The sequence below is a fragment of the Pseudomonas umsongensis genome, from assembly GCF_012647205.1.
Lineage (GTDB): Bacteria > Pseudomonadota > Gammaproteobacteria > Pseudomonadales > Pseudomonadaceae > Aquipseudomonas > Aquipseudomonas umsongensis.
In genome coordinates this window covers 5,830,362-5,843,914 of record NZ_CP051487.1, presented here as the reverse complement: position 1 = coordinate 5,843,914, position 13,553 = coordinate 5,830,362, and the positions used below count along the sequence as shown (strand labels likewise).

Annotated in this window: 14 protein-coding genes; 8 read left to right on the top strand and 6 right to left on the bottom strand. The window is 60.0% G+C overall.

All coding sequences use genetic code 11. From position 1 onward, the window contains the following. Window positions 1-152: 152 nt before the first annotated feature. From hemA to HGP31_RS26390, 6 genes are all read left to right on the top strand, one after another. Window positions 153-1,442, top strand: a complete 1,290-nt coding sequence (gene hemA / locus HGP31_RS26415; protein WP_020799740.1) for a glutamyl-tRNA reductase — start codon at window positions 153-155, stop codon at window positions 1,440-1,442. Continuing rightward, window positions 1,439-2,521: a peptide chain release factor 1 gene (prfA, locus tag HGP31_RS26410; RefSeq protein ID WP_020799741.1), complete on the top strand. Its 1,083-nt coding sequence runs from the start codon at window positions 1,439-1,441 to the stop codon at window positions 2,519-2,521. The genes hemA and prfA overlap by 4 nt, the downstream gene beginning before the upstream one ends. Beyond that, entirely contained in the window at window positions 2,522-3,352 is an 831-nt protein-coding gene (gene prmC, locus HGP31_RS26405) for a peptide chain release factor N(5)-glutamine methyltransferase (protein WP_083349750.1), read from the top strand. Further along, window positions 3,346-4,101, top strand: coding sequence for a molybdopterin-synthase adenylyltransferase MoeB (locus HGP31_RS26400; protein ID WP_020799743.1), 756 nt, complete (start codon window positions 3,346-3,348; stop codon window positions 4,099-4,101). The genes prmC and HGP31_RS26400 overlap by 7 nt, the downstream gene beginning before the upstream one ends. After that, window positions 4,094-4,885 carry a glutamate racemase gene (gene murI, locus HGP31_RS26395; protein ID WP_033044016.1) on the top strand — a complete coding sequence of 264 codons (792 nt, stop codon included), beginning with the start codon at window positions 4,094-4,096 and terminating at the stop codon, window positions 4,883-4,885. Before HGP31_RS26400 ends, murI begins: the two co-directional genes overlap by 8 nt. A 117-nt stretch (window positions 4,886-5,002) precedes the next feature. Then, the gene (locus HGP31_RS26390; RefSeq protein ID WP_020799745.1) at window positions 5,003-5,521 is read left to right on the top strand and encodes an acyloxyacyl hydrolase; all 519 of its coding nucleotides are present in this window, start codon (window positions 5,003-5,005) and stop codon (window positions 5,519-5,521) included. Window positions 5,522-5,581: 60 nt separating this feature from the next. Here the strand turns inward: HGP31_RS26390 and HGP31_RS26385 are convergent, their stop codons facing one another. The 6 genes from HGP31_RS26385 to HGP31_RS26360 form a co-directional block, all read right to left on the bottom strand. After that, window positions 5,582-5,887, bottom strand: coding sequence for a YkgJ family cysteine cluster protein (locus HGP31_RS26385; protein ID WP_033044015.1), 306 nt, complete (start codon window positions 5,885-5,887; stop codon window positions 5,582-5,584). Between the two features lie 85 nt (window positions 5,888-5,972). After that, the gene (locus tag HGP31_RS26380; RefSeq protein ID WP_020799748.1) at window positions 5,973-6,755 is read right to left on the bottom strand and encodes an SDR family NAD(P)-dependent oxidoreductase; all 783 of its coding nucleotides are present in this window, start codon (window positions 6,753-6,755) and stop codon (window positions 5,973-5,975) included. Between the two features lie 72 nt (window positions 6,756-6,827). Continuing rightward, window positions 6,828-8,273, bottom strand: coding sequence for a deoxyribodipyrimidine photo-lyase (phrB, locus tag HGP31_RS26375; RefSeq protein WP_033044014.1), 1,446 nt, complete (start codon window positions 8,271-8,273; stop codon window positions 6,828-6,830). A 34-nt stretch (window positions 8,274-8,307) separates the two neighbouring features. Further along, window positions 8,308-9,249 carry a MerR family transcriptional regulator gene (locus HGP31_RS26370; RefSeq protein WP_033044013.1) on the bottom strand — a complete coding sequence of 314 codons (942 nt, stop codon included), beginning with the start codon at window positions 9,247-9,249 and terminating at the stop codon, window positions 8,308-8,310. Then, window positions 9,249-10,208, bottom strand: a complete 960-nt coding sequence (locus HGP31_RS26365) for a YbgA family protein (protein ID WP_033044012.1) — start codon at window positions 10,206-10,208, stop codon at window positions 9,249-9,251. The genes HGP31_RS26370 and HGP31_RS26365 overlap by 1 nt, the downstream gene beginning before the upstream one ends. A 148-nt stretch (window positions 10,209-10,356) precedes the next feature. Continuing rightward, complete coding sequence (locus tag HGP31_RS26360) at window positions 10,357-11,343, bottom strand: NAD(P)/FAD-dependent oxidoreductase (RefSeq protein WP_033044011.1); 987 nt, start codon at window positions 11,341-11,343, stop codon at window positions 10,357-10,359. 198 nt (window positions 11,344-11,541) lie between these two features. On the opposite strand from HGP31_RS26360, the gene HGP31_RS26355 reads away from it, so the two are divergent. Both HGP31_RS26355 and hemH read left to right on the top strand, forming a co-directional pair. Beyond that, a complete protein-coding gene (locus tag HGP31_RS26355) occupies window positions 11,542-12,444 on the top strand; it encodes a TIGR01777 family oxidoreductase (RefSeq protein ID WP_033044010.1) in 903 nt (300 codons plus the stop codon). Between the two features lie 13 nt (window positions 12,445-12,457). Continuing rightward, window positions 12,458-13,483 carry a ferrochelatase gene (gene hemH / locus HGP31_RS26350; RefSeq protein ID WP_168758942.1) on the top strand — a complete coding sequence of 342 codons (1,026 nt, stop codon included), beginning with the start codon at window positions 12,458-12,460 and terminating at the stop codon, window positions 13,481-13,483. Window positions 13,484-13,553 lie beyond the last annotated feature (70 nt).

Here is a 13,553-nt window from a genome sequence, read left to right as displayed (position 1 = left end):
GATCGCAGCCTGCGGCAGCTCCTACAAAGGCTGAAACGAGAATGGATCGCAGGTCGGGATACCGCCTACCAGGCCAATAGATATCGAGTAGTTGTTCTGAATCTGGCGAAGTAGGACAATTGCCGGCTTCACGTCACCACCAGCGACTTTGAATGGCCTTCCTTGCACTCGGTATTAACCACAAGACTGCTTCAGTAGACGTCCGCGAGCGCGTGGCCTTTACCCCTGAACAGCTGGTCGAGGCCTTGCAGCAGCTCTGCCGACTCACCGACAGCCGCGAAGCTGCGATCCTCTCCACCTGCAATCGCAGCGAACTCTATATAGAGCAGGATCACCTGTCGGCGGATACCGTGCTGCGCTGGCTGGCCGAATATCATCATTTGAGCCTCGATGAGCTGCGTGCGAGCGCTTATGTGCACGAAGACGATGCGGCAGTTCGTCACATGATGCGAGTCGCCTCCGGGCTTGATTCGCTGGTGTTGGGCGAGCCGCAGATCCTCGGCCAGATGAAGTCGGCCTACGCCGTGGCTCGCGAGGCCGGCACCGTCGGACCGTTACTCGGGCGCTTGTTCCAGGCGACGTTCAATGCGGCCAAGCAAGTGCGCACCGACACCGCCATTGGCGAGAACCCGGTGTCCGTGGCGTTTGCCGCGGTCAGCCTGGCCAAACAGATTTTCAGTGACCTGCAACGTAGCCAGGCCTTGCTGATCGGTGCCGGCGAGACCATTACACTGGTCGCCCGCCATCTGCACGACCTGGGTGTGAAGCGTATCGTGGTGGCCAACCGCACGCTGGAGCGCGCGAGTATTCTGGCCGAGCAGTTTGGCGCCCATGCGGTGCTGCTATCGGACATTCCAGCAGAGTTGGTGCGCAGCGACATTGTCATCAGTTCCACGGCGAGTCAGTTGCCGATCCTTGGCAAAGGTGCTGTTGAGAGCGCCTTGAAACTGCGCAAGCACAAACCGATCTTCATGGTCGATATTGCCGTTCCGCGGGATATCGAGCCAGAAGTCGGCGAATTGGACGACGTATACCTCTACAGCGTCGACGATCTCCACGAAGTGGTCGCCGAGAACCTCAAGAGTCGCCAGGGTGCAGCCCAGGCGGCGGAAGAGATGGTCTCGGTGGGCGCCGAAGACTTCATGGTGCGCCTGCGTGAGTTGGCGGCGGTGGACGTGCTCAAGGCCTATCGTCAACAGAGCGAGCGCCTGCGCGACGAAGAATTGCAAAAGGCCCAGCGTCTGCTGGCCAATGGCAGCAGCCCCGAGGAGGTGCTGGTGCAACTGGCACGCGGCCTGACCAATAAACTCTTGCACGCACCGAGCGTGCAATTGAAAAAGCTCTCTGCCGAAGGTCGCCTCGATGCGCTGGCGATGGCCCAGGAACTCTTTGCCCTCGGTGAGGGCTCATCGGAAAGCTTTTCGGATAAGAAACCGCAATGAAAGCGTCACTGCTCAATAAGCTGGACATCCTCCAGGACCGTTTCGAGGAATTGACCGCCTTGCTTGGCGATGGCGAGGTCATTTCCGATCAGAACAAGTTCCGTGCCTATTCCAAGGAATACGCGGAAGTCGAGCCGATCGTCGAAACCTACAAACAGTTGCTCAAGGTGCAGGGTGACCTCGAAGGCGCCCAGGCGCTGCTCAAGGATAGCGACCCGGACATGCGCGAGATGGCCGTGGAAGAAGTCCGCGAAGCCAAGGAGCGCCTGGTCGAGCTCGAAGCCAACCTGCAACGCATGTTGCTGCCCAAGGACCCGAATGACGGGCGCAACGTATTCCTCGAAATCCGCGCCGGCACCGGCGGTGACGAGGCGGCGATTTTCTCTGGCGACTTGTTCCGCATGTACTCGCGTTACGCCGAGCGTCGCGGCTGGCGGGTGGAGATCCTCTCGGAAAACGAGGGTGAACACGGCGGCTATAAGGAAGTGATTGCGCGAGTCGAAGGCGACAACGTCTATGGCAAGCTGAAGTTCGAGTCCGGCGCCCACCGCGTGCAACGGGTGCCGGCGACCGAGTCCCAGGGACGCATCCACACGTCGGCCTGCACCGTGGCGGTGTTGCCCGAGCCGGACGAGCAGGAAGCGATCGAGATCAACCCGGCAGACCTGCGCATCGATACCTACCGCTCCTCCGGTGCGGGCGGTCAGCACGTGAACAAGACCGATTCGGCGATCCGCATCACACACTTGCCGTCCGGTATTGTCGTGGAGTGCCAGGAAGAGCGTTCGCAGCACAAGAACCGTGCGCGGGCGATGTCCTGGCTGTCGGCCAAGCTCAATGACCAGCAAACCAGTGCCGCCGCCAATGCCATCGCCAGTGAGCGCAAGCTGCTGGTGGGCTCGGGGGACCGCTCCGAACGTATCCGTACCTACAACTTTGCCCAGGGCCGGGTGACCGACCACCGGGTGAACCTGACGCTGTATTCGCTCGACGAAATCCTCGCCGGGGGCGTCGATGCCGTGATCGAGCCGTTGCTGGCCGAGTACCAGGCCGATCAACTGGCCGCGATAGGTGAGTAAATGACGATCATTGCCAGTTTGTTGCGTGCAGCCGATCTGCCCGACTCGCCCACGGCGCGCCTGGATGCCGAACTGTTGCTGGCGGCTGCGCTGGGCAAGTCCCGCAGCTTCCTGCACACCTGGCCGGAACGCATCGTGCCGAGCGAAGCGGCGTTGACCTTCGCCGAGTATTTGCAGCGCCGCCGCAGCGGTGAACCGGTGGCGTACATTCTTGGCCAGCAAGGTTTCTGGAAGCTCGACCTGGAAGTTGCGCCGCACACGCTGATCCCGCGGCCAGACACCGAGTTGCTGGTGGAGGCCGCGTTGGAGCTGTTGCCGGCCACCCCCGCCAACGTACTCGACCTGGGCACTGGCAGTGGCGCGATTGCCTTGGCCCTGGCCAGCGAGCGTCCGGCCTGGAGCGTCACTGCCGTGGATCGCGTGCTGGAAGCCGTAGCCCTGGCCGAACGCAATCGCCAACGCCTGCATCTGAATAACGCCAAGGTACTGAGCAGCCATTGGTTCAGCGCCCTGGAAGGTCAACGTTTTCAACTGATCATCAGTAACCCGCCCTACATTGCAGCCACCGACCCGCACCTGGTCGAGGGCGATGTGCGTTTTGAACCGGCCAGCGCCCTGGTGGCCGGTGTCGACGGGCTTGATGATCTGCGTCTGATCGTCGCCCAGGCGCCGGACCATCTCGACACGGGCGGCTGGCTGATGCTCGAGCATGGTTACGATCAGGCCGAGGCCGTCCGCGATTTGCTGTTGACCCGCGGTTTCGAGCAAGTTCACAGCCGCACCGATCTGGGCGGTCACCAACGCATCAGTCTGGGGCGCCTGCCGTGCTGAATGATCAGGAGTTGCTGCGTTACAGTCGGCAGATTCTGCTGCAACACATCGATATCGACGGCCAGTTGCGGCTCAAGGACAGCCGAGTATTGATCGTCGGCCTCGGTGGCCTTGGTGCGCCGGTGGCGCTGTACCTCGCCGCCGCAGGGGTTGGCGAATTACATCTGGCGGATTTCGACACGGTCGACCTGACCAACTTGCAGCGCCAGATCATTCACGACACCGACAGCGTCGGCATGGGCAAAGTCGATTCGGCAATCAAGCGCCTGACGGCGATCAACCCCGAAATCCGCTTGATCGCTCATCGTGCAGCGCTCGATGAAGATTCCCTGGCCGCTACTGTCGCCGCCGTAGACCTGGTCCTGGATTGCTCGGACAATTTCTCCACCCGTGAAGCGGTCAACGCGGCTTGCGTGAGCGCCAGCAAGCCGCTGGTCAGCGGCGCGGCGATTCGCCTTGAAGGGCAATTGTCGGTGTTCGATCCGCGTCGAGCAGAAAGCCCGTGCTACCACTGTCTATATGGGCACGGCAGCGAAGCTGAATTGACCTGCAGTGAGGCCGGGGTGGTCGGGCCGTTGGTGGGATTGGTCGGCAGCCTGCAAGCGCTTGAAGCGTTGAAGTTGCTGGCCGGATTCGGCGAGCCGCTGGTAGGGCGCCTGCTGCTGATCGACGCCTTGGGTTCGCGCTTTCGCGAATTGCGAGTCAAGCGAGATCCGGGTTGCAGCGTCTGTGGGCCCAAGCATGCGTGAAGCGCCGATTGGCGTATTCGACTCCGGTGTCGGCGGGCTTTCGGTGCTAGCCGAGATCCAGCGTTTGTTGCCTGACGAATCCCTGTTGTATGTCGCCGATTGCGGGAACATTCCCTACGGCGAGAAAACCCCGGAATTTATCCAGCAGCGTTGCAGCGTCATGGCCGAGTTTTTTCAACGCCAGGGCGCCAAGGCCCTTGTCCTGGCCTGCAACACCGCCACTGTCGCCGGTGTTGCCGACTTGCGTCGCGATTACCCGCAATGGCCCATCGTCGGCATGGAGCCCGCCGTCAAGCCGGCCGCTGCCGCTACCCGCAGTGGCGTGGTCGGAGTGCTGGCCACGACGGGAACCCTGCAGAGCGCCAAGTTCGCCGCGTTGCTCGACCGCTTCGCCACCGACGTTCGAGTGATCACCCAACCTTGCCCGGGGTTGGTCGAGTTGATCGAAAAAGGCGACTTGCACAGTCCCGTCCTGCACCAGCTGCTGGAGCGTTACGTCCAGCCGCTGCTTGCCGAGGGTGCCGACACCATCATCCTGGGCTGCACCCATTACCCTTTCCTCAAGCCCTTGCTCAAACAGATGATCCCCGACGACATCAGCCTGATCGATACAGGTGCGGCGGTTGCGCGTCAGCTTCAGCGCTTGCTCGCCGAGCGCGAATTACTGGCCGCCGGGCCTGCTCGTGCTGCGCAATTCTGGACGAGCGCCGATCCTGTTCATTTCACAAATATATTGCCGATACTGTGGAATAACGCTGGTGTTGTGCGAAGCTTTGAAGAGTAAGCAAATTCTGGGCAGAGGAAGAATTTGGGCTGAACTTCTGAATAACCGTCGACTTCTATAGCTGTGAACGTAGATCAATAAAATACCGAACGTAATCGTTGGGATAAGGATGTTTCTATGAAGCGACTATTTTGTTTGGCCGCGATTGCGGCTGCATTGATGGGGCACAGTTTCACTGCGCAAGCAGCAGGCGTGGAGTTCGGAGTCGGTCAGACCGGCGAATCAACCATGACTTATCGATTGGGCATGCAATTCGATTGGGACAAGAGTTGGTGGCAGAGCGACGTGGGTCGTTTAACCGGTTACTGGAGCGGCGCCTACACCTATTGGGATGGCGACGAGACCACCAGCAATCACAGCCTTTCATTTTCGCCAGTGTTTGTTTACGAGTTCGCCGGTCAGAGCGTTAAGCCTTACGTCGAGCTCGGGTTTGGCGTGGCGGTGTTCGCCAGTACTGAAGTCGAAAGCAATGAACTGGGCAGCGCGTTTCAGTTCGAGGATCGCTTAGGTGTGGGCCTGCGCTTTGCCGGTGGGCATGAAGTCGGAATTCGCGCGACGCACTATTCCAATGCCGGGATTACCAGCCCGAACGATGGTATAGAAAGTTACGCGCTGCATTACACGATGCCGTTGTAAGGATCACTGTCTGAGCAACATACCCTGTGGGAGCTAGCCTGCTGGCTCCCACATTGAGTTTCAGCGATACGCCGTCGAAATCCCTTGGCGCTCTTCGATGCATTCCGCCGCCCCCATCTCGAATTCCCTGCAGATCAGCGGGCGTTTTTCGTAGATGGTGCACATCATCGTGTTGCGATCCAGCGCGGCACACCAGCCGTCGTCCAGGCGCAACATGACCTCTCCACCCCAGTCATCGGTGTCGATGAATCGCTCGGGCACGCCGGTATCGGTGATCAGCATGACTTCGAGCTGGCAGCAGCAGGCTGCACAAGTCGAGCAGGTCACCGCGGGGGTGGCGATTTGTAGGTGAGGGATGTTTTTCATGGCGCGCAGTGTAAGGCAGTCAGCCGGCACCGTGTGAAAGCTCTGACGGACGCTCAGTCGCTGGCATCCGCTGCAAGTCTTTCGATCACAACTGATCCATGATTGGCGGGCTGCTGCGAACCATGCGTTTGCCAATCGCCAGCTTCGTCCGGTCGAGCATTTTCGGTAGCGGCCATAGGGTGGACATGAGCATCCCCGGCAGCGCGATCTCCAGTGGTCGGCTCCTGATTTCGTGGAAGATGTGCTGCGCAGCTTTCCCTGCCTTCCAGGAGAGTGGCATGGGTAAATCATTTTTCCCGTTCAGTGTCGTCTGGACGAACCCGGGATTGACCATTGTGACTTCGATCCCTTCCGGTGCGAGGTCGATGCGCAGGGATTCGAACAGGTAACGCATCCCGGCTTTCGAGCCGCGATAAGTTTCGGCGCGGGGCAGTGGCAGGTAAGTCACCGAGCTGGCCAGGCCCACCAGGTGCGGTGCGGTACCAGCGCGCAGCAATGGCAACGCGGCTTCGATGCAGAAGCTGCTGGCGAGCAGGTTGGTGCGCACCACATGCTCGATGATCGAGGCGTCGAACTGCTTGCCATCCACGTATTCGCAGGTGCCCGCGTTAAGGATCACGGTGTCCAGAGAGCCCCAGTCCCGAGCAATCCGTTCGCCGATTTCACGTACTGTCTGGCTGTTGGTCAAGTCACCAGCGACCACCAATACTTTTCCGGGGTAACGCAGGGACAAGACTTTCAGTGGGGCCAGCGAGCGGGCGCTAACAGCCAGGTGGGCACCGCTCTTGAGTATTTCTTCAGCCAGCGCGGCGCCAATGCCGTTACTCGCACCGGTCAACCAGTATCGTCGTGGAGGGGTAAGATTCATCCCATTCTCCTTTGCAGAAAGCCAGTCGCCCGGCCAAATTCCATCTGGTGTTCATAGAGACGCTGCAGGAGGTTATTCATGGAGGCTCCCGGCAGTCTGCCGCGACGGCAGATTCTTGAAGGCAGCCAGGGCGCGGGCGCGGGAGGTGCTCAGGTCGACGATCGGCGCCGGATAACCTGCCACGCCGAACAAACCGCCAAGATGCGCCGGGTTATGCACAGCCTTTTTATCGAGCCCCGACAGTTGCGGGAGCCAGTGCTTGATGAACAAGCCTTCGGCGTCGAATTTTTCCGACTGGCTCAGCGGGTTGAAGATACGGAAATAAGGCGCCGAATCGGTGCCGGTGGACGAACTCCATTGCCAGCCGCCGTTGTTCGCGGCCAGGTCGCCGTCGATCAGGTGGCGCATGAAAAAGCGTTCGCCCTCGCGCCAGTCGATCAGCAGGTTCTTGGTCAGGAACATCGCCACCACCATGCGCAGGCGATTGTGCATCCAGCCGGTTTCCAGCAGTTGGCGCATGGCTGCGTCGATGATCGGCAAACCGGTGCGGCCCTGCTGCCAGGCGGCCAGTTCTTCAGGGGCGTTGCGCCACGCCAGGGCTTCGGTTTCCGGGCGAAAGGCACGGTGACGAGAAACCCGCGGGTAGCCCACCAGGATGTGTTTGTAGAACTCGCGCCACAGCAGTTCATTGATCCAGGTGATGGCGCCGACCTTGCCGCTTTCGAACTCGCCCTGGTTGCTTTGCAGCGCGGCATGCAGGCACTGGCGGGGCGAAATCACCCCGGCGGCCAGATAGGCCGAGAGCTGGCTGGTGCCGGGTTTTGCCGGAAAGTCGCGCTCGCTCTGGTAGTAGTCGATCTGTATGTCGGTAAAACTGTCGAGACGGCGCCGGGCTTCGTCTTCACCGGCCGGCCACAGCTCACGCAGGCTCTCCGGGGGGGCGTCGAACCCTTCGACCTGCGTCGGGATGGCGTCGCTGGCAATATTCAGTGCGGTTTGCGCCAGTGGTGTGCGTACCAGGCTGGGCAGTGAATGATGCAGTCGTTCATAACAGACTTTGCGGAACTGACTGAAGACCTGAAAGTAACTACCGGTTTTGGTCAGCACACTGCCGGGCTTGAATAGCAGTTGGTCGAGATAGTCATGGACCTCGATGCCTTCGGCTTTCAGGGCCTGGGCTACCGCTGCATCGCGGCGGGTTTCGTGGATGCCGTATTCCTCGTTGAGATGCACCGCATCGATCTGCAATTGCCGGCACAACTCGAGCAGCACTGCCGGTGCGTCATCCCAGCGTGGGGCATGGCGGATCAGCAGGGGAATGTTCAACTGGCCCAGCGCACCACTCAACGCCTGCAGGTTGCGCAGCCAGAAGTCCACTTTGCAGGGGGCATCATCATGTTCGCGCCATTGCTCCGGGCTCAATAGATACACCGCCACGGTCGGGCCACGGGCTGCCGCGGCCGAGAGGGCGGTGTTGTCATGCAGGCGCAGGTCGCTGCGCAGCCAGATCAATTGCATTGTTGTGTTCGCCCGTTTCATTGAACAAACGCCATTAGATGAGCCCGCGTTGAACGAGTGCCTGGTGCGCCGCCAAGGGGCTGTCGGCCAGGTACAGGTCACTGATTTCGGAAGTTATTGCGCACAACTCGGTGTGGTGGATGCACACCGTCGCTCCGACGATCATTTTTGGGCAACTGAGGCTGTTTAAAAGTTTCGGCAATGTTGAAAGTTTTATGGCTTTGCTGGAATAAAGCAGTACGCCCCGTGCTTGCAGAAGATCGACAGCCAGCGCAAGTTCACCGGCGGGCAATGGCCAGTCAAACACTTGCACCGGGCAATCGGCACTGCTGATCAACCAGGCCGTGAGCCACACGTGAGGTTCGAGTGGCAGATCCGATTGATTGATCAGCAGCAGTGGCGCGCCGTGTAACTGGCGGTTGTTGTGGTAGAGGCGCGCGCCAAATTTGCTTCTGAGCCAGGAGTAAAAAAATCCTCGCTCCATTTGCGTGCCGAACTGGCCTTGCCAGCGTTGTTCCAGCTCCGCCAGCAGGGGCATGAGTAACTGCTCGCACAGGGTGCGCGGCGGGTACAACGCCATGGCTTGGTTGATGGTGTCGTCCAGGGGGCGTTCGGTCAGCTGCGTGACGGCGGTGAACAGGGTATTGCGCAACACTTGCCAATCGTTTTCAACGAGTTCGCTGAAAGCCTGCGGCGTGTCGAGCAGTTGCTTGACCTGGCTGACGGCCACGCCGCGGTTGAGCCAGGTGAGAATCGTCAGAATACGTTGGACATGTTCAGCCGAGAACAGCCGGTGCCCCTTGGGCGTGCGGTGCGGCACGATCAGGCCGTAACGACGTTCCCAGGCTCGCAGTGTCACGGCGTTCACCCCAGTCTGCCGGGCAACTTCGCGAATCGGCAGCCAGCCATCATCCAGGGCCTTCTTGAAGTCGGCACCAAAGTCTTCGCTGGCGCTGCTGTCGAGTCGGGATTTCATTAGATTGCATTTCGCAGGCTGAGATTTTCCGGGTGAGGTTGCAGGTACGCCTGCTGATCGATGTACGGGTCGGGATGCTGGCGAAAGTGATGCTTGAGCAACGTCAGCGGCACCACCAGCGGCACGATGCCTTGGCGGTATTGCCCGATGAGGTTTTGCACCTCTTTCTTGTCCTCGGCGCTGATGGCTTTTTTCAGGTAACCGCAGAGGTGCTGCAAGACATTGGTGTGGGTGCGGCGGGTTGCGCATTGCTTCAGGGCCGCCATCAACAGGCTGAAGTAGCGTGGTCCGAGCTCTTTCGGGTCGGTCTGCCCCATGTTGCCCAGCAAATTGCCGAGCGTTTTGTATTGCACCGGGTTGTGGGCCATCAGCAGGTACTTGTAGCGCGAGTGAAATGTTGTCAATCCACGGCGACTCAGGCCTTCGTGCAACAACTGTTGCCAGGCGCTGTAGGCGAATACACGTGTGATAAAGTTTTCTCGCAGCACCGGGTCGTTCAGCCGACCGTCTTCTTCCACCGGCAAGTCTCCTTGCTGGGCACAGAACGCTTGGGCGTAGATGCCCCGTCCACCACCCTTCTGCGGTGCGCCATTGACGTGGTAGACCTTGACCCGCTCCAGGCCGCAGGAAGGGGATTGCTGCATGAAGATGTAACCGCAGATATCGTCAAGTTCCGCCGCCATGTGCCGACCATAGTCCGCCAGCGGCCGGGTGACGTTGATCTCGCGGTCGACAGTGCCGACGGCCTGAGGTGCGTCCGCATCCCCTACCAGGCGGATTGGCTGGCGCGGAGTACCCAGGCCAATGGCGACTTCAGGGCAGATCGGGACAAAATCGAAATAGTCGCTGAGGACCTGGCTGCACAGGCGCGATGCCTTGTGCCCGCCGTTGTAGCGCACGTCAAAACCCATCAGGCAGGCGCTGATGGCGATTTTCGGTTTGGCAGGGGGCAGGGGCATCGAACACCTCGGAATCTAAAACTGTACAGGGCTGAAAGTCTGTACAACATAGGTTCATCATAGATTCAAAGGTGTACAAGTCAAATTGTTTGTATAGGTTTTTCATCAGCTCCTACAGTTACCAGCCATCAGCTCGGATTGATGCAGTTCACTGCAAGTGTGCATGCAGGCGTCGGGCGGCTTCCTGGCCGCTGAGCCAGGCACCTTCGACGCGTCCGGAAAGGCACCAGTCGCCGCACGCATACAGCCCCAGGTCCGCATCGGCCAGGGTGCCCCACTCATGGCTGCTGGCAGGGCGGGCATAGAGCCAGCGGTGGGCCAGGCTGAAGCTGGGCGCGGGCATGGCATCGTGCAACAACTCGGCGAACGCGCCGTGCAATTGCTCGATCACTGCTTCTTTGGGCAAGTCGATATGCTGGCGACTCCAGGTACTGTTGGCGTGCAGCACCCAGGTGTCGAGGGTGTTGTCGCGCCCTGGTTTGCTGCGATTACGAGCCAGCCAGTCAATCGGACTGTCCTGCACGAAGCAGCCTTCCATTGGTGTTTCCAGGGGCGTCTCGAACGCCAGTGCAACGGCCCAGGTAGGGTCCATTTTTACCCCGGCGGCGGCGCCAGCGAGTTTTGGCGCGGAGGCCAGCAGCGCGGTTGCCTGGGGTGCCGGGGTGGCGATGACCACATGGCTGAACGGACCATGGGTGAAGCCTTCGGCATCCTGCAGGTGCCAGTGTTCTTCGCCGCGATACACCTCGGTGATCCGGCAGGCGAAATGCACTTCCAGGTCGCCCAGCAGGGATCGGGTGATGGCGCTCATCCGCGGGGTGCCAACCCAGCGCGTCTGCTCGTCCGGCGACAGATCGAGCCGGCCACCATGGAAGGTGTATAGCTGCGGTGTCCATTCGGCGACCCAGCCACGGGCCTGCCAGCGCTGGACTTCGGTGACAAAACGACGGTCGCGGGCGGTGAAATATTGCGCGCCCATGTCCAGGGCACCCGCATCGCTGCGCTTGCTCGACATGCGTCCGCCACTGCCGCGGCTTTTATCGAAAAGTTGCACGACATACCCCAGGTCGGTCAGGGCTTGTGCGGCTGAGAGTCCGGCAATGCCGGTGCCGATGATTGCGATAGGTACAGTCATAAGGGCCTCGTTTACCTGTCTGTACAGACTACGCCGGGGTTGAAACCTGTACAATATTGTTTTTTGGTATAACTTTCAGCGTTCTCGTTCTGACAGCTTGGCCTATTGTTAAACACAGAGCCTACCCGATACCAAAAGATCCCTTGCTTATAAAAATAGACTAGTGATCAGGGTAAAACGCCACGCGAGGAAGAAGTCATGCACATATTGCTGACCGGCGGTACTGGTTTGATAGGACGTCAGCTCTGCCGGCACTGGTTGAGTCAAGGGCATCGCCTTACCGTCTGGAGCCGCACGCCTGCAAAGGTCGCCAAGATCTGTGGCGCCCAAGTGCGCGGCATCGGGCGGCTTGAAGAAATCGGACAAGACCCGCTCGACGCCATCGTCAATCTGGCCGGTGCCCCCATTGCCGATCGCCCATGGACCCACAAACGCAAAGCCCTGTTGTGGAGTAGCCGCATCACCCTGACTGAAACCCTGCTGGCATGGCTCGAAAGCCGTGAACAGAAGCCGCCGGTCCTGATTTCTGGGTCCGCGGTCGGTTGGTATGGCGATGGCGGTGAGCGCGAACTGACTGAGGATTCACCACCGGTCATCGATGACTTTGCCAGTCAGTTATGCATTGCCTGGGAGGAAACTGCCCAGCGCGCCGAAGGTTTGGGCATTCGCGTGATTTTCATTCGTACCGGGCTGGTGTTGTCGGCAGAGGGCGGCTTTTTGTCACGTCTGTTGATACCGTTCAAACTGGGGCTGGGCGGGCCTATCGGCAGTGGCCGGCAGTGGATGCCGTGGATCCATATCAACGATCAAATCGCCCTGATTGATTTTCTTCTGCACCGGCAAAGCGCCAGTGGTCCTTATAATGCCTGCGCGCCCAAACCGGTGCGCAACCGAGAGTTCGCCAAGACGTTGGGCAGCGTGCTGCACCGCCCGACGTTCATGCCCATGCCGGCCCTGGCATTAAAGGTAGGCCTGGGTGAATTGTCATTGTTGTTGCTGGGCGGCCAGAAGGCAGTACCGGCTCGCTTGCTGGAAGCGGGATTCACTTTCCAGTTCACTGATTTGCGCGCGGCCCTGGACGACCTTTCCAGCCGCCTTTGAAATAGGACGTTGCATGACCGATCACGCGTTGCTTCTGGTCAACCTGGGCTCACCGGCCTCCACTTCGGTGGCGGATGTGCGCAGTTACCTCAATCAATTTTTGATGGACCCGTATGTGATCGACCTGGCATGGCCGGTGCGACGCTTGCTGGTTTCGCTGATCCTGATCAAGCGCCCCGAGCAGTCGGCGCATGCCTACGCGTCGATCTGGTGGGACGAGGGTTCGCCATTGGTGGTTCTCAGCCGTCGCCTGCAGCAGGTCATGACTGAGCAGTGGCATCACGGCCCGGTGGAATTGGCGATGCGTTATGGCGAGCCATCGATTGAATCGACGTTGGTACGCCTGGCGGCCCAGGGTCACAGGAAGATCACTCTCGCACCCCTTTATCCACAGTTCGCCGACAGCACCGTGACCACGGTGATCGAGGAGGCCAAGCGAGTGGTGCGCGAGAAGCGGCTGGATGTGCAGTTTTCGATTCTCCAGCCGTTCTACGATCAACCGGAATACCTCAACGCGCTGGTGGCCAGCGCCAAGCCGTATTTGCTGCAGGGTTACGATCACCTGTTGTTGAGCTTCCATGGATTACCGGAGCGGCACCTGAGCAAGATCGACCCTACCGGTCACCATTGCTTCAAAAGCGCTGATTGCTGCCAGACCGCTTCGCCAGAAGTTTTGGCGACCTGCTACCGCGCCCAATGCCTGCGCACGGCATCCGAATTCGCCAAACGCATGGGATTGCCGGACGGCAAATGGTCGGTGTCGTTCCAGTCGCGCCTTGGGCGCGCCAAGTGGATTGAACCCTACACCGAGGCTCGCCTGGATGAGCTTGGCAAAAGCGGCGTGAAAAAGGTGCTGGTGATGTGCCCGGCGTTCGTGGCCGATTGCATCGAGACGCTGGAAGAAATCGGTGATCGGGGGCTGGAGCAGTTCCGCGAAGCGGGAGGGGAGGAGTTGGTGCTGGTGCCGTGCCTCAACGATGATCCGCAGTGGGCGAAGGCGTTGAGTGCGTTGTGCGAACGAGCACCGCTGGTGCTTTAAAAGCTTCGCGAGCAGGCTCGCTCCCACAATAGATCTCCTCTGTGGGAGCGAGCCTGCTCGCGAAAGCTAT